The 20,564-nt window shown below is 63.1% G+C and carries 18 protein-coding genes and 1 tRNA gene; 9 read left to right on the top strand and 10 right to left on the bottom strand.

From position 1 onward, the window contains the following. Window positions 1-25 precede the first annotated feature (25 nt). Entirely contained in the window at window positions 26-385 is a 360-nt protein-coding gene (locus tag AT302_RS19895) for a c-type cytochrome (protein WP_058375498.1), read from the top strand. 82 nt (window positions 386-467) lie between these two features. Here AT302_RS19895 and AT302_RS19900 read toward each other — a convergent pair whose 3' ends face one another. From AT302_RS19900 to AT302_RS19910, 3 genes are read right to left on the bottom strand one after another with little or no spacing between them, the layout of a single operon-like run. Next, the gene (locus AT302_RS19900; RefSeq protein ID WP_058375499.1) at window positions 468-869 is read right to left on the bottom strand and encodes a DUF2486 family protein; all 402 of its coding nucleotides are present in this window, start codon (window positions 867-869) and stop codon (window positions 468-470) included. A 2-nt stretch (window positions 870-871) separates the two neighbouring features. Continuing rightward, window positions 872-1,288, bottom strand: coding sequence for a DNA polymerase III subunit chi (locus AT302_RS19905; RefSeq protein ID WP_058375500.1), 417 nt, complete (start codon window positions 1,286-1,288; stop codon window positions 872-874). Next, entirely contained in the window at window positions 1,285-2,796 is a 1,512-nt protein-coding gene (locus AT302_RS19910; RefSeq protein ID WP_058375501.1) for a leucyl aminopeptidase, read from the bottom strand. Before AT302_RS19910 ends, AT302_RS19905 begins: the two co-directional genes overlap by 4 nt. A 91-nt stretch (window positions 2,797-2,887) precedes the next feature. Here AT302_RS19910 and lptF point away from each other — a divergent pair, with 91 nt between their 5' ends. From lptF to AT302_RS19930, 4 genes are all read left to right on the top strand, one after another. After that, window positions 2,888-4,021, top strand: coding sequence for an LPS export ABC transporter permease LptF (gene lptF / locus AT302_RS19915; protein WP_058375502.1), 1,134 nt, complete (start codon window positions 2,888-2,890; stop codon window positions 4,019-4,021). After that, window positions 4,021-5,160 (top strand): LPS export ABC transporter permease LptG, encoded by a 1,140-nt coding sequence (gene lptG / locus AT302_RS19920; protein WP_058375503.1) that lies wholly within the window; start codon window positions 4,021-4,023, stop codon window positions 5,158-5,160. Before lptF ends, lptG begins: the two co-directional genes overlap by 1 nt. Next, window positions 5,160-5,546: a sirohydrochlorin chelatase gene (locus tag AT302_RS19925; RefSeq protein ID WP_058375504.1), complete on the top strand. Its 387-nt coding sequence runs from the start codon at window positions 5,160-5,162 to the stop codon at window positions 5,544-5,546. Before lptG ends, AT302_RS19925 begins: the two co-directional genes overlap by 1 nt. A gap of 602 nt (window positions 5,547-6,148) precedes the next feature. After that, entirely contained in the window at window positions 6,149-10,432 is a 4,284-nt protein-coding gene (locus AT302_RS19930; protein ID WP_157125839.1) for a dermonecrotic toxin domain-containing protein, read from the top strand. Window positions 10,433-10,487: 55 nt separating this feature from the next. Here AT302_RS19930 and cobA read toward each other — a convergent pair whose 3' ends face one another. The 5 genes from cobA to AT302_RS19955 form a co-directional block, all read right to left on the bottom strand. Then, window positions 10,488-11,279 carry a uroporphyrinogen-III C-methyltransferase gene (cobA, locus tag AT302_RS19935; protein WP_058375506.1) on the bottom strand — a complete coding sequence of 264 codons (792 nt, stop codon included), beginning with the start codon at window positions 11,277-11,279 and terminating at the stop codon, window positions 10,488-10,490. A gap of 102 nt (window positions 11,280-11,381) precedes the next feature. Then, a complete protein-coding gene (locus tag AT302_RS19940) occupies window positions 11,382-12,683 on the bottom strand; it encodes a sulfate adenylyltransferase subunit 1 (protein ID WP_058375507.1) in 1,302 nt (433 codons plus the stop codon). Between the two features lie 110 nt (window positions 12,684-12,793). Continuing rightward, window positions 12,794-13,741 carry a sulfate adenylyltransferase subunit CysD gene (cysD, locus tag AT302_RS19945; protein ID WP_058375508.1) on the bottom strand — a complete coding sequence of 316 codons (948 nt, stop codon included), beginning with the start codon at window positions 13,739-13,741 and terminating at the stop codon, window positions 12,794-12,796. 114 nt (window positions 13,742-13,855) lie between these two features. After that, window positions 13,856-14,677: a phosphoadenylyl-sulfate reductase gene (locus tag AT302_RS19950; RefSeq protein ID WP_084656351.1), complete on the bottom strand. Its 822-nt coding sequence runs from the start codon at window positions 14,675-14,677 to the stop codon at window positions 13,856-13,858. Window positions 14,678-14,707: 30 nt separating this feature from the next. Beyond that, window positions 14,708-15,484, bottom strand: coding sequence for a sulfite exporter TauE/SafE family protein (locus AT302_RS19955; protein WP_058375509.1), 777 nt, complete (start codon window positions 15,482-15,484; stop codon window positions 14,708-14,710). Between the two features lie 132 nt (window positions 15,485-15,616). Between AT302_RS19955 and AT302_RS19960 the strand changes: the two genes are divergently transcribed. The 4 genes from AT302_RS19960 to AT302_RS19975 all read left to right on the top strand — a co-directional run bounded on the left by AT302_RS19960 (window position 15,617) and on the right by AT302_RS19975 (window position 19,052). Then, complete coding sequence (locus tag AT302_RS19960; protein ID WP_058375510.1) at window positions 15,617-16,558, top strand: CysB family HTH-type transcriptional regulator; 942 nt, start codon at window positions 15,617-15,619, stop codon at window positions 16,556-16,558. A gap of 178 nt (window positions 16,559-16,736) precedes the next feature. Continuing rightward, window positions 16,737-17,906 (top strand): ABC transporter substrate-binding protein, encoded by a 1,170-nt coding sequence (locus AT302_RS19965; protein WP_058375511.1) that lies wholly within the window; start codon window positions 16,737-16,739, stop codon window positions 17,904-17,906. A gap of 7 nt (window positions 17,907-17,913) precedes the next feature. Continuing rightward, on the top strand, window positions 17,914-18,798 hold the full coding sequence (locus AT302_RS19970; protein ID WP_058375512.1) for an NAD(P)-dependent oxidoreductase: 885 nt from the start codon (window positions 17,914-17,916) through the stop codon (window positions 18,796-18,798). A 169-nt stretch (window positions 18,799-18,967) separates the two neighbouring features. After that, window positions 18,968-19,052 (top strand) — tRNA-Leu (locus tag AT302_RS19975). A gap of 163 nt (window positions 19,053-19,215) precedes the next feature. Here the strand turns inward: AT302_RS19975 and AT302_RS19980 are convergent. Beyond that, window positions 19,216-19,542 (bottom strand): hypothetical protein, encoded by a 327-nt coding sequence (locus AT302_RS19980; RefSeq protein WP_058375513.1) that lies wholly within the window; start codon window positions 19,540-19,542, stop codon window positions 19,216-19,218. Between the two features lie 185 nt (window positions 19,543-19,727). Next, a complete protein-coding gene (locus AT302_RS19985; RefSeq protein ID WP_167365816.1) occupies window positions 19,728-20,393 on the bottom strand; it encodes a kinetochore Spc7 family protein in 666 nt (221 codons plus the stop codon). Between the last annotated feature and the right edge of the window lie 171 nt (window positions 20,394-20,564).

The raw sequence follows: 20,564 nt of genomic DNA on the forward strand, positions 1-20,564 counted from the left end.
TCCGTCAACGATCGGGGAGTAGCACATGAAGGATTCAGGCGACAAGATCGCCGTAGGGGTTGCAGGCCTGCTGATGACGCTGATCGCGCTGGTGCCGCCGAGTGCGGCCGCCCAGACGTCGGCGACCGATCAGGCCATGCTGAAGCTCGCACGCGAGCGCAACTGCATGACATGCCATGCGGTCGACCGCACGCTGCTGGCACCGGCCTATCGCGACATTGCCAAGCGCTACGCCGGGCAGAACGGCGCGATGGAAAAGCTCACCCAATCGATTTCGGACGGGAGTCGCGGTACGTGGGGCAATATTCCGATGCCCGCCAGCCCGCAACTGGCGCCGGGCGAAGCCGAGCGGCTTGCCCACTGGATTCTGGGCTTCATCCGCTGAGCGCGGGTACGGGGTTCGGGGTACGGGGTACGGGGCCTGAAGCCACGCGGCGGCACGGCCAGCCGCCCGCCCCTCCCCCACATCAGCTCTGCGAGCGCGCCTGCTTCGCCACTTCCTCGATAACCGCCTGACGGATGCGATCCGGCAGTTGCACCTGCAACGCGTCGGCCACCTGCTTGCCGATGAGTTGCACGAGCCACGACGTCTGATCGATCAGCGCGTCGTGACAGCGACGTTCCACCAGCGTCGTGATCTCGTCGGCCAGTTGCAACGTCAGCCGCGCGCTCACGCGCTCGGCGAACACCGCGACATCCGCCGGCACGCCTTGCTCGGCGGCACGCTGCCCGCCTGCGCCGCCCACGGCCGATACCGACGCGGCGCTCGATTCGTTCGATGGCGTCGACCGAGGCACCTCGTCGCCGGGCGCGAGCACTTCGGTCAGCGTGGGAATGCCGGGGTCGGTGCGCTCGGGCTCATGCGTCACGGTCAGCCTCGTTGGTCGTAGTTGTTCAGGGTGTAGCCGCGATCGCGGTAGAAACGGTAACGCTCCCGGGCACCGGCCAGATCCTCGGGCGCATCGCCCACGATCTCGACCACCCGTTCAAACCGTGCAAAGTGCGTCGGCACGCCATTGGCCAGATTGAGCAGCACCTGATGGTGTTGCGCTTCTTCGTCCGGCCCGGCCAGCACGACCGGCGTCTTCGCCGCCTCATCGTCACGCGTGAAGCAGTGCGGGACAAACTCCAGCGGCGAGAACGTCCACAACGCCTGATCGAACGCGCGCAGCACATCGGGGTCGCCCACGACGACGAGCGTCTGCCCGGCCAGATAGACCTTGCGCGCGAACCGGCACGCGTAATCGAGCCGGTTCGCAACGTGGGTATGAAAATCGACGCGGGTCACCGGGCCTCGCGATCGATCAGGAACTGCGTGAGCAACGGCACCGGACGGCCGGTCGCGCCCTTGGCTGCGCCGCTCTTCCATGCCGTACCGGCAATGTCCAAGTGCGCCCACTCATACTTTTCAGTGAAGCGTGCCAGGAAGCAGGCAGCGGTAACGCTACCGGCCGGACGCCCGCCGATGTTCGCCATATCGGCGAAGTTCGACTTCAGTTGTTCCTGATACTCGTCTTCGACCGGCAGACGCCAGGCAGTGTCGCCCGTCGTGCGGCCAGCGGCCACGAGTTCGTCGGCGAGCGCGTCGCTCTTCGAGAACAGGCCCGAGTTCACATGGCCGAGCGCGATGATGCAGGCGCCCGTCAGGGTGGCCACGTCGATCACGGCGGCCGGCTTGAAGCGCTCGGCATAGGTGAGCGCGTCGCACAGGATCAGGCGGCCTTCGGCGTCGGTATTGAGCACCTCGATGGTCTGACCCGACATGCTGGTCACCACATCGCCCGGCTTGGTGGCTTGCGCGCCCGGCATGTTTTCCGTGGCCGGCACCACCGCGATCACGTTGAGCTTGAGGCCCATCTCGGCGACGGCACGAATTGTGCCAAGCACCGAACCCGCGCCGCACATGTCGTATTTCATCTCGTCCATGCCCTCGCCCGGCTTGAGCGAGATGCCGCCCGAGTCGAAGGTCACGCCCTTGCCCACCAGCACGATCGGGGCCTGCTTGGCAGGGCCGCCCTCATACTTGAGCACGATGAACTGGGGCGGCTGGACCGAACCGCGCGACACCGACAGGAACGACCCCATCTTGAGCGCCTCGATCTGCTTCGGCCCGAGGATCTCTGCCTTGAGCTTGAACTCGCGGGCCAGCTTGCGGGCCGTGTCGGCCAGATACGTCGGCGTGCACACGTTGCCCGGCAGGTTGCCCAGGTCCTTGGTGAGCGACATGCCGTTGGCGATGGCCTCGCCGCGCTTCGCAGCAAGCTTGGCAGCCTTCAGGTCTTCCGGAGCAACGGCAAACACGATCTTGCGCAGCGCCACGTTGGCGGGCTCGACCTTGCTCTTCATCTGGGTGAAACGGTAGGTGGCGTCGCGCAGCGCGAGCACCGAAGTGCGCACGGCCCAGGCGGCGTCCTGCTTGGCGACCTTGACTTGCGGCAGCGTCCACAGGGCGTCGGCAGCGCGCGAGGCCAGCACGGCACGCACGGCGGCGCGCGTGGCGTCATTGAAACCCTTTTGCGAGAGCTGGTCTTCGCGGCCCAGGCCGACGAAGAGCACGCGTGCGGGGCTCCAGCCTGCGACTTCGTGCAGCATCAGGGTGCTGCCGAGCTTGCCGTCGAGTTCGCCACGCTTGACCATGCGGGCGAGCAGGCCCTTGCTGGCGGCGTCGAGCGCCTTGGCGAGGCCCGCGAGCGGCTGTTGCTCGAATACGCCGACCACCAGGCATTCCGTCTTCGCATTGGCGAGATCGGCCAGGCCGGTCTTGGTCGAATCGAAGGCTTTTGTGCTAAAGTCCATCGCGCTTTCCTCGGGTAAAATTCGTACGAGCCGCAATTATCCGCTTTTTTCCGCGCTCGCCCAACCGCGAGAGCTCCCCAATCTTCATCACATGATTTTTCAGCGTTCCCTACAGCGTGAGCTGAACTACACCGCTGGGGCCGTCTTCATGGTGCTGATCACCGTCATGCTCACCACGATGATGATCCGCATCCTGGGCTTCGCAGCGTCCGGGAAGGCCGATCCGCGCGACGTGCTCGTGCTCATCGGTCTGGCCGTGGTCGGCTACCTCGCGGTGATTCTGATCGTCACGCTGTTCGTCTCGATCCTGTTTGTGCTGACCCGCTGGTACCGCGACTCCGAAATGGTCGTGTGGTTTGCCTCCGGTCTGTCGATCAACGATTTCATCAAGCCGGTGCTTCGCTTTGCTGCGCCGTATCTGGCCGTCATCACGTTCTGCGCGCTGGTCGCGTGGCCGTGGGCGAACCTCCAGATCTCTGCACTCGAAGCGCGCTTCGCCCAGCGCGACGACGTCTCGATGATCGCGCCCGGCCAGTTCCGCGAGAGCGCCGCCAATCACCGCGTGTTCTTCGTCGAAACCGTCTCGCCCGACGCCACCAAGGTGCACAACGTCTTCGTCTCGGGCACCGAGAACGGCAAGGTCAACGTCATCGTTTCGAAAGAAGGACACATCGAGACGGCCAAGGACGGCAACCGCTATATCGTCCTGGAAAACGGCCGCCGCTACGACGGCGTGCCGGGACAGCCCGATTACCGCGTGATGGAATTCGAGCGCTACGGCGTGAAGATCGATAACCCGGCCACGACCGACGTCGACAACACCCCGACCAAGGGCGTGCCGACCATGCGTCTGTTCCGCGAGATTGCCAATCCGATCTTCCGCGGCGAAATCGTCTGGCGTATCGGTCTGCCGCTGCTGGCACTCTCGCTCGTGCTGCTGGCCGTGCCGCTGGCGTACCAGAACCCGCGTCATGGCCGCACCGTCAATCTCGTCATGGCCGTACTCATCTATTTGGGCTACACCAACTTGCTGAGTCTGTCGCAGGCTTATGTGGCACAGGAGCGCCTGCCGCTCGCCATCGGCGTGTGGTTGCTGCACGCGCTGGCCCTCGTCGTCATCGTGCTGCTGTACGTGCGCCGCATGCGCTTCCGCGGGCTGCTCGGCCGCAAGCGCAATCGTGGCAATGCCGAACGAAGCGAGCCGACGGCAGGAGGGGTTCGCTGATGCGCGTCTACGAAAAATACCTGGCGCGTCAGATCTATCTGGCGTTCCTGTTCGTCCTGCTGGCGTTTGTCGGCCTGTTCGTCTTCTTCGACCTCGTGAGCGAACTGGGCGACGTGGGCCGGGGCAACTACCGCTTCCAGCATGCGCTGGCCTATGTGCTGCTGTTCGCCCCGCAGCGCATGTACGAAATCATTCCGGTCGCTTCGTTGATTGCCGCGATTTATGTCTGCGCGCAATTGGCGGGTAATTCGGAATTCACGATCTTCCGCGTCTCGGGCCTCTCGACGGGGCAGGCGCTGCGCTCGCTGCTCAAGATCGGCCTGCCGGTCGTGCTGCTGACGTTCGCCATCGGGGAATTTGTCGCACCGGGTGCCGAGCAACTCGCGCAGAAGATTCGTCTCGAAGCGTTGGGCAGTTCCGTCTCGGCCGGCTTCCGTTCGGGGGTCTGGGTCAAAGACACCGTCGAACAGGAAGGCGGACGCGTCACGCGCTTCATCAACGTGGGCACGCTCAACCCGGACAACACGATTGCCGACGTGCGCATTTACGAATTCGACTCGTCGCTGCGACTCGACAGCGTGCGCCTCGCCAAGCTCGGCCAGTTTCAGACGCCGAATTACTGGCAGCTGACCGACGTGTCGGAGACCGTGTTCTCCGCGACCGACGACGCGACGGCTAGCAAAGACCCGCTGCGTGCACTCGTGCAGAGCAAGCAGGTGCACATCGACAAGGTGCAGATGAAGTCGGAGCTGACGCCGCAGATTCTGTCCGTGCTGATGGTCTCGCCGGACAATATGGCGATCGGCAGCCTGTACAAGTACATCGGGCACTTGAAGGAAAATCAGCAGAACACCGACCGCTACAACCTGGCGCTCTGGCAAAAGCTGCTGTATCCGTTCGCCGTGTTCGTGATGATGGCGCTGGCGCTTCCGTTCGCCTACCTGCATGCCCGCGCCGGGGCCATCGGCCTGAAGGTGTTCGGCGGCATCATGCTCGGCATGAGCTTCCAGTTGCTCAACAATCTGTTCTCGCATCTGGGCCTGCTCAACACGTGGCCGGCGTGGTTCACCGCAGCGTTACCTTCGCTGCTTTATCTGGTGCTCGCCATCGCGGCGCTGCGCTGGGTGGACAAACACTGATGCAGCAACAGGCGCTCATCCTGTTCGGCCATGGCTCGCGCGATGCGCGCTGGGCCGAACCGTTCGAGCGCCTGCGGGCTATCGTCGCCGCACGCCGCCCCGGCGTGGACGTGCGTCTGGCCTTTCTCGAACTGATGACACCCAGCGTGCTGGATGCCATCGCCGCTCAAGTGGCGGCGGGCGCTGACGAGATCACCGTGGTGCCCGTCTTTTTCGGGCAGGGCGGGCACGTCCGGCGCGACCTCCCCGCGCTCATCGAGCAGGCGCGTCAGGTGCATCCTCAAGTGCGGATCGACATCGCCGGTGCCGTCGGCGAAAACGACGACGTGCTGAACGCGATCGGCGATTACTGCCTGCATCAACTCGACGCCGACACGTCGGCCTGAGGGCAATCGGCGTTACGGCGCCTTCGGTCACCTCCGCATCGCTTCCGCTTTCGCCCCGCGCGGCGAAATCCCAATGCGTCCCCCGCAGACAAAAAATGAAATCGGTCCTACGGGCTGAAGTCCAACAATCGGTGTCACCGCGACGCGTGTGTGCGGTTACCTGAGCAACGACAGGGACCCCACTAGGGCGCGCCTTGCTCGTCTGCGCAGCCCTATCAGGACTTCTCGAGCTCCTTATGCCAGGCATCACCACCGACTTGCGCGCCGTCCCGGCCGTCATGCCGAAACCCGCGATCAACCCACCACGGCACCTCCCCGCCAACGCGTTCCTGCAACTCTCCGAGGCAGCGCGCGAGATGCTCGATATGCCACGCGATCTCGCTGCCGCACTCGGCTTCACACTGCATGTCATCGAGTTAAGACTGTCTCAGGCGGAACTCGATCAGTTGATCAGAAGCGATCTCCAGGACATCGCTCACGTGCTCGACGCCAATGAAGACCTGGCACCGCTCATTCTGGACAGTCTGACCAGCGCATTGAGTCGGCGTCACCCGTCGGAGAGCGTGCGAGACGTCATGCAACGCGCCGTGTCGACCAGTGCGTTGCGCGACCTGCGCCGCTCCGCGGCGCGGGCTGAGAGACTCGACGTCGAAACAGCGGTCACTGCCGAGCGCTGGTGTGCCCAGGTCACGCAATGGCTCTGCCTTTTGCACGACGCCGCTGTGCGATTTCGCTGGGCCGGTTCCGGCCACGATCCGAAGGCGCGTCTCGAGCCTCATGGCGAATGCGAATCTGCATTGGCCGCAGCCCAACCACTCGCTCCCGAACCGCTCGCGGCACGTCCCCCGAACTTCCGTGATGCCGGTGTGATGGGCTTTGTGCTCTGGTGGTTGTATGCCACGCAGGCGGCCACCACGGTCACCCGCCGGCCGGCGTCTGGAACAATGCCCCCTGGCCATGTCGCCGATATGTCCTCGCCATCGGCCGAGCCTGCCGATGAAGGCACCCTCACGCGTCTGGCCGATGCCGTGCTGGCCTACCGCTCCGGGCAGCACCCGCGCCTCGTGCCCGATGCTGCATCCGATGCGACGCCCTTTGCGGGCACCCTCGCACACGCGAACGCCTTGCGCGCCCGCCGAAGCGCCGGGCAACTCGTCGAGACCTCGTCAACCCAGTCAACTGGGACAACTGGGACAACTGGGACAACTGGGACAACTGGGACATCTGCGGCAACGCAAGCCCCCCTCCCACCGCCGCTGCCGGAAATCGACGGCATCGCACCGTCCGCCACATTTCCCGACGAAGTCGCGGCGTACATCGGTTTGCTGCGCAATCGCACGATGGAGCACAAGGTCGCATTCCGCTGGACGCAAAACACTGTGAACCTCACGCAAATGGTTGAGACGTCATTGACGCGACGTCTCGCCGCAGCGGCCTCCCCGGGCAACCCGGCGCCCCGGCTCGACAACGTGTTCCTCTACCAATTCGACACATTCGATTTCCCGAGCCCTTCGCCCGCCTACGACATCGGACACCTGCAACGCTCACGACCGCATCCACCGACGCCCATCGTGCCAGCGGCACTACGCATCGTCAGCGGCGAGACGCCAATACAAATCGAGAACTACGGCGTCTATGCCGGCAGGTTGCAACAGAATCGGAAATACCTGGCCAACGAGCAGGTACCCGGACTGCCGATCGACACATTCCTCAACGCGCTGACCGCATGGAAATGGCTGGCGCAGCAGGATGCGTCCGGCGTCGAAGCGCAGAACTTCCTAAAACAACTCGACGCACCACAGCGACACATGGCCCGCGACGACCTTCAGTTGTCATACACCGCAGGGCAGTTATCCGCCGATGCCGTCGTACTGGGGCAGATCGTTCTCGACACGCCCGTTCACGCCAGCCAGGGGCCACTCGAATACGTGCGTGCCCACACTGTCCACGTGTGTGAGCCGGGAGAATCGGTGACGCCCCCGGTCGCCGCCATGTTTGTGATAACCGAACGCGGCGACGGCGGGCGAGCGTTGTTGTATCTCGCGGGTGATGCCCGGCCCTGGCGGGAATACACAAGCCTCGCGGCGTTACAGACCGACTTGTCGTCGCCGGCATCCGGCCTTCCCGACGCCGTGCGGACTCGCCTGCCGCTACGCATGGCATCCCCCCACCGGCCCCATGCGCCGAATGCTCAGCATGCTTCAGCGAACATCACAGACATTCGGTTGGCGCTCACACCGGACGACCCGCTGAGCGTGGCACGCGCCGCGTCGCTCGCGGTGCTCCGCGACGATATTGCGTTCAACGTGACGCAGGCGACTACCGCCGAGCGCGCCGGCGACTATGTCGCATGGTTCGCGGGAGCGGCCCCGCATGCCCGCCATGCGTCCTTGCAGGCAGGCCCGGGAACGACAACGGGAACGCCTATTCCACCGGGCGCGCGCCCTCCCGCACGCGTCGTCGCATTGCCCGAGAACATCGAAGCGTCCGTCGAAGCGCTGCTCGATCTGCGCACACAAGTCTCAATGGCGCTGCCTGACGTTCGTCAAATAGCACGCGAAACGGCGCGAGATACGATGAAGGCGCTCATAGGCGAATCGCTCGACCCGGATGCTATCCGGCTGGAGATCCATCCGATACCGCCATACCGTCCCGGCACGCGTGACAATAACGCCACGTCGATCACCTCGATGAGTCTGACCAACGCCGTTCTCGAGGCCGTCAGCGGCAGGCCACCGGCCCCTCAGGCAGGACAAGAAATGCGCCTCACGCGGCTCGCACGCTCGCCCCGCGTCTCCGTGGATCAGACGGCCTCGATGGTGCCATTGCCGGATGCCGACACCGTCATGCGTCGCATCCCGTTCGATGAATTTGAGGGCAAATATCGCAAGGCGCTTGAAGATTTCGTTGCCGCGCGGCACGGATCATTGCGGCAAGTGCTAAGAGCCAGCTTCGGTATCGATGCCCTCCTGTTAGCGCTGCAACAGAAACTCGACAATACCCAGGTCGCCCTCGCTCAGGCGGTGGGACAAGATTCAGAGCGGGACGACGGCCGCACTCCCGCGGAGTTCTCACCGCCGACGCGATACTCGCGTGAGTGGATCAGCATCGGCGGCATACCGACACGACTGATGCTCTTCACCGACACCCCCACGAACAAGACGTTGATGTACGCTCCCGGCACGGGTAACGGGGAAGTCATGGGTTTCGACGACCGGCATGCCATGCAGATCTGGCTGGCAGAACAGGCGCATAGTCCGGACGGCAGACGCCTGCTCCTGTCGTTGTTTGAACCGCGGCAACAACGCGAGGCCAACGCCAGACTAGACGCGTTTGAGTCCCGTTCTCCAACGACTGCCCCCCTCGCTGACGCTGTCGGCGCACCTGTCGACGGCGATACCTTTCAGGCGGTCGCTGAGCGGATGTTGAACCATTCGAGTTCGTATCTCAATGCGACGCTCACCTCCAGCGGCACCGATGAATCCGTCGTCGGCGTAGCGCGCGTGATCCGCTGGATGGACATAACGATGGGACTCGGCACGTGGGCGGCCGATATCTTACGGCCGGCATCGATTTCCCTGAGCATCTCCGACGGCATGATCGGCACGCTTCTGGCAGCGTTCGGCGATGCGCGAACACGCCCGGAAGGCTGGAAATCACTGGCCACCGCTATTGGCAGCCAGGGCATCTCCGCGCTCAGACTCCAGATCCTAAGCCGGCTGCCCGGCGGCGCAAAGTATCACTTTTTCGTCGATGGCCCGCTTGATGGCGTGAACGGCGTGATTGACGGGCTGTACTACGTCGAAGGCGATTTCATCGCGCATGTCGACGAATTTACCTACGCCCATCTCAACTTCGATTTCGGCGCTGGCGAGTTCCGTCTATGGAACCCCGACACAAACGAACTCGGCCCCTTCATGCGACTGAACAGCCTGGGTGAGTGGCGGGTGATACCGCAACCCGAAGCCGGGGCAGCCTCGTCGCTCAACGACCCCCATCTGGTCTACGAAATCGATCAAGCCTACGGGGCGCGCTTCGAAGTCGTGCGCAACGAAGCGACGCTGGCCGAACGCAAGGCTTTCAACCACGCGAAGAACGAGGCCTACGTGCGGGGTAGCCCGCCCCTCGAGGAGCGCGCCCCCGCCGCGTATCACATGCTGCTCTTTATCGCGCCGGAGATCTCCGATTACGCCACATTGGGCGAGATTGCCGGTGAAGTCGAAAATGCCCTGGCCGCGGAGGCGTCGAGTGAGCTGGTGACCAATATGGGAACTGAAGCAGCGGCCGCGGGCGCCGTCGTGACGCGTGTGACCGATATTCCCGGCGTGCCCGACGGTATGCTTGACAACGGCTTGGTGCGTGCGATGGCGGTCGCCGTACACGATGGAGAAGAAGGGACGCTGCTGGCCCATCAGAGTGAGTTCGCCATGGCACCTGAGGCACCGGCAACGCAGCGATACATGGACCAGATGCAAAGTCTGGGCGCCAGCGAATACGCTGGCAGTGCCATCCATTCAGGCGCCGACAGTGTGCGCACTTGCAGCATCGACAATCTCGCCGCAGCGCTGGACGGCAAGGCCAATATCGAACGCATCTACGAGATGACGACCCCGCATCACATCATGCTGTTCGGACGCCGCGTGATCAGAATGCGCACCGAATATTTCTTCTTCGACCCCGCAACGAGCATTGTCGTCCATCCCGACAAGGCCGTAGTTCTTGAAGCCACGATCCGGCATCTCAAGAGCATGAGTGCGACCTATGGCGCGTTCAGGTTTCCGGGCGGCCCGGCGGTAATGTTGCGGCGCGTTGATGTCGGCCAACTGACGCACGTACCGATCGCCGAGGGGCACAGCGTGCAGGATCTCGTCCGTCTGACGCAATGACGCCCCGTTCGCAGCCGTGCGGGGGGATACGGATACGTTGCGATGCCGCGCTAGGTTAAGCGGCCAGTGAGGCGCCGGCCACCATCGATGGGGAGGACGTCGATACCTGAGCCTGCGCAAAGGCATCGCCAATCAGCAGCACGCTCGGCTGTGTGCTGTCGAACCAGCTTGCTGCGACGCCGCGCGAGATATCGTCCAGCGTCATGACGACGCTACGTTCGCGGGGTGTGGTCGCGGCTTCGACAATCGCCACCGGTGTGGCGGCTGACTTACCGGCAGCGATCAGTTCGCCCGCGATGCGTTGAGCCGCGTCGCGGCCCATGTAATAGACCAGCGAGTCGGCCGACGCTTGTGCGGTGATCTCCGCCGATTCCGGTGCCCGGCTCTGCGTGGCGAAGGCAACACTGCGGGCGACGCCGCGCAGCGTCAACGAGCTTTTGAGCGTAGCCGCACTGGCGAGCGCCGCCGTAATACCCGGCACAACCTCCACCGCGATGCCGGCGGCTTCCAGTGCGCGCAACTCTTCGTCGGCGCGTCCGAACAGCATCGGGTCACCGCCCTTCAGGCGCACCACGAGCGCATGCGTACGCGCGTTGTCGATCAATTGCTTGTTGATGAAGTGCTGTGCGCTGGAGTGCTTACCGCAACGCTTGCCGACGGCGATCAATTTCGCCTGCGGGCACAGCGCAAGCATTTCCGGCTCGACCAGTGCGTCGTGCAGCACGACGTCGGCCTGCGCGAGCAAGCGTGCACCACGCACCGTAATCAGATCTGCGGCACCGGGGCCGGCACCGACCAGATAGACCTTGCCCGGAAGCGCGGCAGATTGCGAAGAAGTCACCGTCATGTTGCAGCCGTCGTCGTGAGGAGTGAGCGCCGGCCCCTTCGAGAGGGAGCCGTGCGCTATAAATACTCGATGGATACCTGTGATGGAAGCGTGGCGAACCGGTTATGCCGCCAGCGACCGGATCATGCCCGCAGCGACCGTGTGATGCGTCGCTTCGTCGATCAGCACGAACGCGCCCGTGGCCGGATTGGCGTCATACGTATCGGCGGTCACCGGCTTTTGCAGGCTCAACTGCACGCGGCCGATGTCGTTCATCGCGAGCGCGGTCTTGTCCGTGCCATGCAGGAGCGTCGTCACGTCGAGCACCGTATCCACGCTGCCGATCTTCACGTACACCGAGCTGGTCGCTTGCTTGAGCACGTACTTGCGCTGGGGCGCCAACGCGTCCTCGTCGAACCAGCACACATCGGCAGACAGCTTGCGCGAAGGTTGTAACGCCGACTCGGCCGTGACGAACGTGTCGCCGCGCGAGACATCCACATCTTCCGCCAGACGAATCGTCACGCACTGGCCGGCAAACGCCTCTTCGAGCAGACCGCGCGGGCCGACGATTTCGGCGACCGTTGCATCGCGCCCGGCGGGCAGTACGCGCAGCGCTTGACCGACGCGCACCGAACCCGATTCCACACGGCCCATGTAGCCCCGGAAGTCATCGGCATGCGAGCCATCCTGACGCGCCACCAATTGCACCGGGAAGCGCAGTTCGCGGCCTGTTTGCGCGACCGGCAGCGATTCGAGTACGTCGAGCAGCGGCTCGTCCTGATACCAGGGCATGCGCTCGCTGGCCAGCACGATGTTGTCGCCCTTGAGCGCCGACACCGGTACGAAGCGCACGTCTTGCAGGCCGAGGCGATGCGCAAGTTCCAGATAAGCGGCGCGAATCGCGTCGAACGTGGCTTCGCTGTAATCGACCAGATCCATCTTGTTGATGGCGACGATCACGTGTTGCAGGCCCAGCAACTTGACGATGGCGCTGTGGCGCTTGGTCTGTGCGAGCAACTCGGTCCGGCCATCGACTTCGGTCACGCGTGTGGCATCGACCAGAATGATGGCGGCGTGAGCCGTCGACGCACCGGTAACCATGTTGCGCGTGTATTGCTCGTGGCCCGGCGTGTCCGCGATGATGAACTTGCGGCGTGCCGTCGTGAAGTAGCGGTACGCCACGTCAATGGTGATGCCCTGCTCGCGCTCGGCTTCGAGGCCGTCGGTGAGCAGCGAGAAGTCGATATCTTCGCCGGCTGTGCGCTTGTGCTTGGCACGCGCGAGGGCCGAGAGCTGGTCCGTCAGCACGGCCTTGCTGTCATACAGCAGGCGGCCGATCAGCGTGCTCTTGCCGTCGTCGACGCTGCCTGCCGTGATGAAGCGCAGCACGCCGAGATCTTCTTGGTGAGGGGTAAGGCTCATGGTCAAATCCACTCGAATCCGTGGCCCCGGCGCTTGCGCGCAATTTGCTGCGCGCGCCGGCGGGCCGTTATTTCTGTTAGCTCGAAAAGCCGGGTTTTCTATCGTGCAACTTAGAAGTAACCCTGTTTCTTGCGCTGCTCCATCGCCGCCTCGGACGCTTGGTCGTCCATGCGCGTGGCGCCGCGCTCGGTGATATCGGTCACGGCCGTCTCGGCGATGATTTCCACCGGGCTGGCGGCGACGCTGGCCACTGGGCACGTGCAGCTGATGTCGCCAACCGTGCGAAAACGCACCGACGCCAACTCGCTCGACTCATCGTCCTGCTTCGGCGTAAGCGGCGTCACCGGCACCAGCAAGCCGTTGCGGCGCACGATCTCGCGCTCATGCGCGTAATAGATCGACGGCAGATCAAGATTCTCGCGGGCGATGTATTGCCACACGTCGAGTTCGGTCCAGTTCGAAATCGGGAACACACGCAGGTGCTCGCCGTTGTGCAGACGCGCGTTGAACAGGTGCCACAGTTCCGGGCGCTGCGCCTTCGGGTCCCACTGGCCGAATTCGTCGCGGAACGAGAAGATGCGCTCTTTCGCGCGGGCCTTCTCTTCGTCACGGCGAGCGCCGCCGATCATCGCGTCGAAACCGTGTTCGGCAATCGTCTCGAGCAGCGTGACGGCTTGTGCGGCGTTGCGCGAATCGGTTTCACGGCGCAGACGCACGGTGCCGCGCTGGATCGAATCTTCCACATGACCGACGATCAGTTCAGCGCCGAGTGCCTTGGCATGACGGTCGCGGAACTCGATGACTTCCGGGTAGTTATGGCCCGTGTCGATGTGCACGAGCGGGAACGGCAGCACCGTCTTGCGGTTCGGACCAAGACCGAAGGCCTTGAGCGCGAGGTGCAGCACCACGACAGAATCCTTGCCGCCCGAGAACAGCAGTGCGGGCTTGCGGCACTCGGCTACCACTTCGCGCAGGATGTACATCGATTCCGCTTCCAGCCAGTCCAGATGATCCATCCGCGCGCCGCTGGCCTGCGCGACTTCGTGCATCGCACCCATAGTGTTCCCTTCCTTGACGATTCCGTGATTCGTTTTGCTTCGATGCGTCGCTCGCGGGTCATTCGTGAAGCGCGGCGTCGCATCGCATGGTGTTGTTGGTCTGTCGTGTGCGCGTCAGTTCGACTGCACTGAGACCGGGATCTTGCTCAGGTTGCCCGCGTGCAGCCCGCATTCCTTACTGTCGCGCGACTCCCACCACCAGCGGCCCGCCCGGCTGTCTTCACCGGGGCGGATCGCACGGGTACACGGTTCACACCCGATGCTCGGGTAGCCGCGTGCGTGCAGCGGGTTGACCGGCACATCGCGCGCGGTGAGGTACGCCCACACCTGCGCTTCCGTCCAGTCGAACAGCGGGTTGTACTTGGCGATACCGCGTGCCTCGTCTTGTTCGGCGAATGCCAGTTCGCCACGCGTCACCGACTGCTCGCGACGCTGGCCCGTGAGCCACGCGTCGGCATCCGCCAACGCACGGCCGAGCGGTTCGACCTTGCGAATCTGGCAGCAGGCCTTGCGCAGGTCCACGCTTTCATAGAAGGCGTTGGCGCCGTGCTCGCTGACGTATGTCTCCACCGCGTCGGGCTGCGGCGTGTACTGCACCACGTCGTAGCCATAGCGCGACTTGATCTTGTCGATCATGCCCACGGTCTCGTCGTGCAGACGGCCGGTGTTGAGCGAAAAGATCGTGATCGGCAGTTGCTGGCGCAGGATGACGTGCGTAATCAGCATGTCCTCCGCGGCCAGACTGCTCGCAAACTTCACGTTGCGATGCAGCGAGGCGATGCGCGCCAGACGCTCGGCCAGCACGGCCTCCATGTCGTCGAGCAGCGCCGCGTCCAGATGTTCGGCGTGCGCGACGCTCGACGGCACGGCAGCCGGGGAAGCGGGCGAAATTGACGAAGCAGACACCGCCGGCTGCCAACGGGATTCGTTTCGCATGTCGCGAACTCCTTGTTTTATGTGGGGGTGTCAGCCGACCAGCTTGACTGCCGCGAGCGTGAGCGTGGCCGCCAGCGCGCCGCGCACGATGCGCTCGGGCAAATGACGGGTAAGCTTCGCGCCCAGCCAGATCCCTGGCAGCGAGCCGATCAACAAACTGCCGAGCAGTGCCCAGTGCACCGTCTCAAGCCAGATATGGCCCAGCGCCGCAATCGCCGTGAGCGGCACCGCGTAGGCGATATCCGTACCGGCAACTTCCGCCGGTTCCAACTGGGGGTACAGCATCAGGATCAGCGTCGCGCCAACGGCACCGGCGCCAATCGAGGAAATCGTGACGAGCACGCCGATCACGGCGCCCACGAGAACCGTGGCAATCGTTTGCGCGCGCCCCGTCAGTTGCCAGTTCGGGTGCGCCCGCAACGCCGCCAGCAGCTTGGCCCGGAACAGAAGCGAGAGCACCGTGAGCAGTACCGAGGCTGCAATCGTCAGTTTGATGACGTGCAGGGCACTGTCATCAATACCGCCAAGGCGTTTAAGCCCGAGAATGGTCACCAGCGCCGCCGGCAGCGCGCCGAGCGTGAGGCGTTGCACGATGTGCCACTTCACGTGGCCGTGCGAGCGGTGCGCCACCGTGCCGAAACTCTTGGTGACGGCGGCAAACGCCAGATCGGTGCCCACGGCGACCGGCGCCGCGTAACCCAGCAGGAGCGTCAGCAGAGGCGTCATCAGCGAGCCGCCGCCCACCCCGGTCAGGCCGACCAGCAGGCCGACGCCAAATCCGGAAATGGGTTCGAGCCACAGCGACATGTATGACGTTCCTGATGGGTCTAAATGACTGAAAGGAATAACGTTATCGAAACAGTGGCACCCACTGTAATGAAAACGCTATATACTTCAAACGAATTAAAAATTGTTTGTATATTTTCTAAAGTTATACAAATGAACCTGCACCAGTTCCGTTTTGTGCGCGAGGCCGTTCGTCAGAACTTCAATCTGACGGAAGCGGCCAAGGCGCTGTTCACCTCCCAGCCTGGGGTTTCAAAGGCGATCATCGAGCTAGAAGAAGAGCTGGGTGTCGACATCTTTGCCCGTCATGGCAAGCGCGTCCGTAATCTGACGGAGCCGGGGCGTATCATTTTCGAGTCCATCGAGCGGATCTTGCTGGAGGTGGAAAGCCTCAAGCGCATCGGCAAGGACTACGCCGCACAGGATCAGGGCAACCTGACCATTGCGACGACCCACACGCAGGCGCGATATTCGCTGCCGCACGCGGTGGCCGAGTTCAAGCGCCGTTACCCGAAGGTGCGCCTGTCGATCCTGCAAGGCAGCCCGACGCAGATCGCCGAGATGGTGCTGCACGATCAGGCCGATCTGGCCATCGCGACGGAAGCCATCGCGGGCTATAAGGATCTGGTCTCGCTGCCGTGTTATCAGTGGCAGCACGTGGCCGTGGTGCCGCCCGATCACCCGCTGTTGCAACTGTCGTCGGTCGGGATTGAAGATCTGGCGAAGTACCCGCTGATTACTTACGACCCGCAGTTCGCCGGGCGCGCCAAGATCGATCAGGCGTTTGCGCTGCGTCATGTGCAGCCGGACATCGTGCTCGAAGCCATCGACGCGGACGTCATCAAGACTTACGTGGAGCTGGGGCTAGGCGTGGGCATTCTGGCGGGCGTGGCGTTCGACCCCGAGCGTGATCGCAATCTCCGCGCGCTTCAGGTCGGCCATCTGTTCGGCACAAACGTCACCCGTGTGGCGCTCAAGCAGGGCGCTTACCTGCGCGGCTATGTGTATACGATGGTTGAGCTGCTGTCGCCGATTCTCACGCGCAAGCTGGTTGAACAGGCATTGCGCGGCGAGCACGAAAGCTACGAGCTCTGATGTCGCGCGTCGGCTCCGTTTAGCCCCTCCCCCCGCCATCCCCCTCCCGATCACATCAGGCGCTGCTATTCATTAGCAGCGCCTTTGTTTTATGTGGCTCGCAAGCCGGTCTTTTGACATCGTTTGCGCGGCTCGCAGCGTACGGTATCCTTGCGTGATTCGACCAAAAGGAGACCCCATGCGCTCACCCCTTCGCGGTATTCGCCTGTCGGGCGTGTTACTCGCCATGACCCTGACGGGTGTGGTGACGGCAGCACACGCCGACATTACCGTCGGCATCGATCTGTCATCTACCGGTCCGGCTGCGGCCATCGGTATTGCCAGCAAGAACGCCATGCAGTTGTGGCCCGACGAGATCGGGGGGCAGAAGGCGCATTACATCTTCCTGGACGATGGCTCCGACCCCGGCACGGCGGTGAAGAATGCACGCAAGCTCATGAGCGAGAACAAGGTCGACGTCATCGTCGGCCCGAACATCACGCCGAGCGCCTTGGCGATGCTCGATCCGATCTCGGAAGCCAGCACACCGATGATCACGCTCATCGGGTCGGCCGTGGCGGTTGAACCGCAGGACGCCAAGCGCCGCTGGGCGTTCAAGATGGCAGCCAACGATTCGGCCATGGCCGACGTGATGACGCGCTATATGGCGAACCACGGCATCAAGACCGTTGGTTTCATTGGCTTTGCCGATGCTTACGGTGAGAGCTGGTGGAAAGAATTCTCGAAGTTTGCCGAGTTGCGCAAGCTGAAGATCGTGGCGCAGGAGCGATTCAACCGCACGGACACGAGCGTGACCGGGCAGGTACTCAAGGTCATGGCGGCCAAGCCCGACGCGATTCTCGTGGCTGGCTCGGGCACGCCTGCGGCACTGCCGCAGCGCACGCTGCAAGAGCGCGGGTATGCCGGCAAGATCTATCAGACGCATGGCATCGCGACCTATGACTTCGTGCGCGTGGGCGGCAAGGATGTCGAAGGCACGCTGTTCCCGACGCAACCGGGTGTCGTCGCGAAGACCCTGCCCGCGGGGCATCCGGCACGTACTGCGGCGCTGGCGTTCACGAAGAAATACGAGACGAAGTACGGCGTGGATACCGTGACGCAGTTTGCTGCCGATGCTTATGGCGTGTGGGATCTGCTCAACGATGCGGTGCCTCGCGCAGTCAAGACGGCGCAACCCGGTACGCCGGCATTCCGTGCGGCGTTGCGCGATGCGCTCGAATCGACGCATAACCTGGCGATTCCCAACGGCATCATGAATCTGAGCCCGGCCGATCACGTCGGACTGGACCAGCGCGCCGGCGTGATGGGCCAGATCAAGAATGGCAAGTTCGTGTACGTCTCGGACTGATCGCGGCATGACGACATACACCATTGCATTTATCGGTCTGGGCGCGATGGGCGGCCAGATGGTGCGTCATTTGATGGCGGCGGGTCACAAGTTGCACGTCTACGCGCGACGCCCGGAAGCTGCGGCCGCGTACGTTGACGATGGCGCGCGGGCGTTTTCGAGCCCGGCGCAGGCAGCGGCGGAAGCCGACTTCGTGATCACCAACGTGACAACCACGCACGACGTTGAGCAGGTGCTGCTCGGCGAAGATGGCGTGATTCATGGCGCACGGCCCGGTACGATCTGCATCGACCACAGCACGATCTCGGCGGAGGCCACCCGTCGCATGGCGGTGCGTCTGGCGCGTGAGGGCATTCAGTTGGTGGATGCGCCGGTCTCCGGGGGGCCGTCGCGGGCAGCGGACGCGTCGCTCTCCATCATGGTCGGCGCACCGCGCGAGGCGTTCGAGAAGGTGAAGCCGTTGCTGGCGACGCTGGGCACGACGATCACGCACGTAGGCGACACGGGGGCGGGTCAGGTGGCGAAGGCCTGCAACCAGATCGTTCAGGTGATCAACATCCAGGGGATTGCCGAGGCGATGTTGTTTGCCGCGCGTAACGGTGTGGATCAGGACAAGGTCATCGAGGCGATTTCGCAGGGCTTGGCGGGTAGCCGCATGCTGGACATGATGGGGCCGAAGATGGCGCACCGGGACTTCTCGGCGGGCATCGAGGCACGGCTGCATGACAAGGACTTCGCGATGATTCTGGACGCCGTGGCGGACGCGGGGCTGGCGTTGCCCGCGCTGTCGCTGGTGAAGGGACAGTTGTCGGCGCTGATGGAAAACGGCTGGGGCCATGACGACACGTCGTCGTTGCTTCGCGTGCTGGAAGGCCAGCAAAAGCTGCATTGAGCATGAAGAGCGCCGGGTCCGGACGACGAAATATCCGGCCCGGCGTTTGATATTGTCGATGGGCTTGTGGGCATCGAAAAATTCGGTCATAATCTCGCCTTCGTCCGGTAGCCGAACAGGCCAACCAGACGAGGATCACGCTGCGACACCGTTCGGTGAACGCACACCTGCCCAGGTGGTGAAATTGGTAGACGCAGGGGACTCAAAATCCCCCGCCGCAAGGCGTGCCGGTTCGATTCCGGCCCTGGGCACCACTCCTGCCGGTTCTGGCAAACCTCTCTCAATCGCTTCAAAATCCTCTGGCGTTGCCATTCGTTCGCTCGCGTTTTCTCGTTCCCATTAAAAAACGGCCCGCCTGAAATAGGGAGCCGTAAGTCGAGCTGCTTCCATCGTTTATCTCGTCGCTTATCTCGTCATTTATCCCATCACTGTGGGCGACATGCCGGGCCCGGGCGAATGCAATACCCGGCTCGGACTGATCAACTTCGCTGACACGACGGCTGCCTGAGCAAACGTATCGAAGTAAATCGCATGCTCGGCGTTCCTCACATGAGCACGCCGGATTTCCTGCTCCGGTTCACTCCATGCGTAGCCGAGAAATTTGCCGTGGTTCAGAAACCAGACGACGTAGCCCTCTCGCGGGAGCACTTGAGGTACCGGGTGCGGCTTTGCCGCCCCGGCGCGCTTGCCTTTACCTCGCTTGCGCTTCGGAGGTTGCGTGTCATCATCTTTCGCGTCACTCATCGATCGCTCCTTGAACAGAAGTTGCCATACCAAAGTGGGGGCACTTCCATCATCGCAGCGAGAAGGTCACTTGAGTTTCAGTAACTTCCGAATCACGTGACACCGCGCGTTGACATTCGATAAGCGCGGGTCTTTTTCTCATGATTTTCCACGCTTTACGCGGGATTTACCGAGGCATCGACCAATTAGCCGCCTCTCGAAATGAAGTGGGTGGCAGCGACCAACGCCGTACAAACCGTGATTAACGTACCGATCAACCTCCACATCAACGCCCCCATAGACTGATGCATCTCGACGCGCAGTCCGTTGATTTCGGAGAACACCGTTTGGCGTAGCTCGCGGACCTCATGCCGGACGCTGGCCACCTCCTGCTTGACGCTGGCCACCTCCTGCTTGACGCTGGCTACCTCCTGCTTGACGCTGGCTACCTCCTGCTTGACGCTGGTCACCTCCTGCTTGACGCTGGTCACCTCCTGCTTGACGCTGGTCACCTCCTGCTTGACGCTGGTCACCTCCTGCTTGACGCCGCCAATCTCACCTCGAAGCGTGGAGACCTCGCCGCCGATCTCACGCCGAACCTTGGCAAACTCACTGCTCATTTCCTGCCGAACCTTGTCAAACCCGTCACCCATCTCCTGCCGAACCTTGGCAAACTCGCCACTCATCTCCTGCCGGACCTTGCCAAACTCGCCACTCATCTCCTGCCGGACCTTGCCAAACTCGAGATTCACTTTCGCGAATCCCTGATGCATCTCTGAGCGCAGAGTGCCCACCTCGCGCGCTAGATCTTCCTTGGTCGCGAGCGTCGGCAAGACCGCTTCGATTTTGGTTACGCGTTCGTGAAGTCTCATGCTGTCGTTCCTGTCGTGACTGTCGGCGTCGCCGATACCTGCGCGCGCTTGGCGCGGGACTAATTTCCGGAGTGTTCCCATCTCTACCTGCACCTTCCGTCGCATCGACACGTCTGAAACGTGTCGCCACGGCGGGTTGAATACGGAGTGCAGCACCTGTTATTTCGCGAA

It is taken from the genome of Pandoraea norimbergensis, from assembly GCF_001465545.3.
GTDB classification, from domain to species: domain Bacteria; phylum Pseudomonadota; class Gammaproteobacteria; order Burkholderiales; family Burkholderiaceae; genus Pandoraea; species Pandoraea norimbergensis.

What these genes read in the sequence shown, in the direction of transcription:
- AT302_RS19980 (WP_058375513.1), bottom strand. Translation starts at nt 19,542, where the DNA reads ATGAGTGACGCGAAAGATGATGACACGCAACCTCCGAAGCGCAAGCGA.
- AT302_RS19925 (WP_058375504.1), top strand. Translation starts at nt 5,160, where the DNA reads ATGCAGCAACAGGCGCTCATCCTGTTCGGCCATGGCTCGCGCGATGCG.
- AT302_RS19970 (WP_058375512.1), top strand. Translation starts at nt 17,914, where the DNA reads ATGACGACATACACCATTGCATTTATCGGTCTGGGCGCGATGGGCGGC.
- AT302_RS19940 (WP_058375507.1), bottom strand. Translation starts at nt 12,683, where the DNA reads ATGAGCCTTACCCCTCACCAAGAAGATCTCGGCGTGCTGCGCTTCATC.
- AT302_RS19910 (WP_058375501.1), bottom strand. Translation starts at nt 2,796, where the DNA reads ATGGACTTTAGCACAAAAGCCTTCGATTCGACCAAGACCGGCCTGGCC.
- cysD (WP_058375508.1), bottom strand. Translation starts at nt 13,741, where the DNA reads ATGGGTGCGATGCACGAAGTCGCGCAGGCCAGCGGCGCGCGGATGGAT.
- AT302_RS19895 (WP_058375498.1), top strand. Translation starts at nt 26, where the DNA reads ATGAAGGATTCAGGCGACAAGATCGCCGTAGGGGTTGCAGGCCTGCTG.
- AT302_RS19955 (WP_058375509.1), bottom strand. Translation starts at nt 15,484, where the DNA reads ATGTCGCTGTGGCTCGAACCCATTTCCGGATTTGGCGTCGGCCTGCTG.
- lptF (WP_058375502.1), top strand. Translation starts at nt 2,888, where the DNA reads ATGATTTTTCAGCGTTCCCTACAGCGTGAGCTGAACTACACCGCTGGG.
- AT302_RS19960 (WP_058375510.1), top strand. Translation starts at nt 15,617, where the DNA reads ATGAACCTGCACCAGTTCCGTTTTGTGCGCGAGGCCGTTCGTCAGAAC.
- cobA (WP_058375506.1), bottom strand. Translation starts at nt 11,279, where the DNA reads ATGACGGTGACTTCTTCGCAATCTGCCGCGCTTCCGGGCAAGGTCTAT.
- AT302_RS19965 (WP_058375511.1), top strand. Translation starts at nt 16,737, where the DNA reads ATGCGCTCACCCCTTCGCGGTATTCGCCTGTCGGGCGTGTTACTCGCC.
- AT302_RS19985 (WP_167365816.1), bottom strand. Translation starts at nt 20,393, where the DNA reads ATGAGACTTCACGAACGCGTAACCAAAATCGAAGCGGTCTTGCCGACG.
- lptG (WP_058375503.1), top strand. Translation starts at nt 4,021, where the DNA reads ATGCGCGTCTACGAAAAATACCTGGCGCGTCAGATCTATCTGGCGTTC.
- AT302_RS19950 (WP_084656351.1), bottom strand. Translation starts at nt 14,677, where the DNA reads ATGCGAAACGAATCCCGTTGGCAGCCGGCGGTGTCTGCTTCGTCAATT.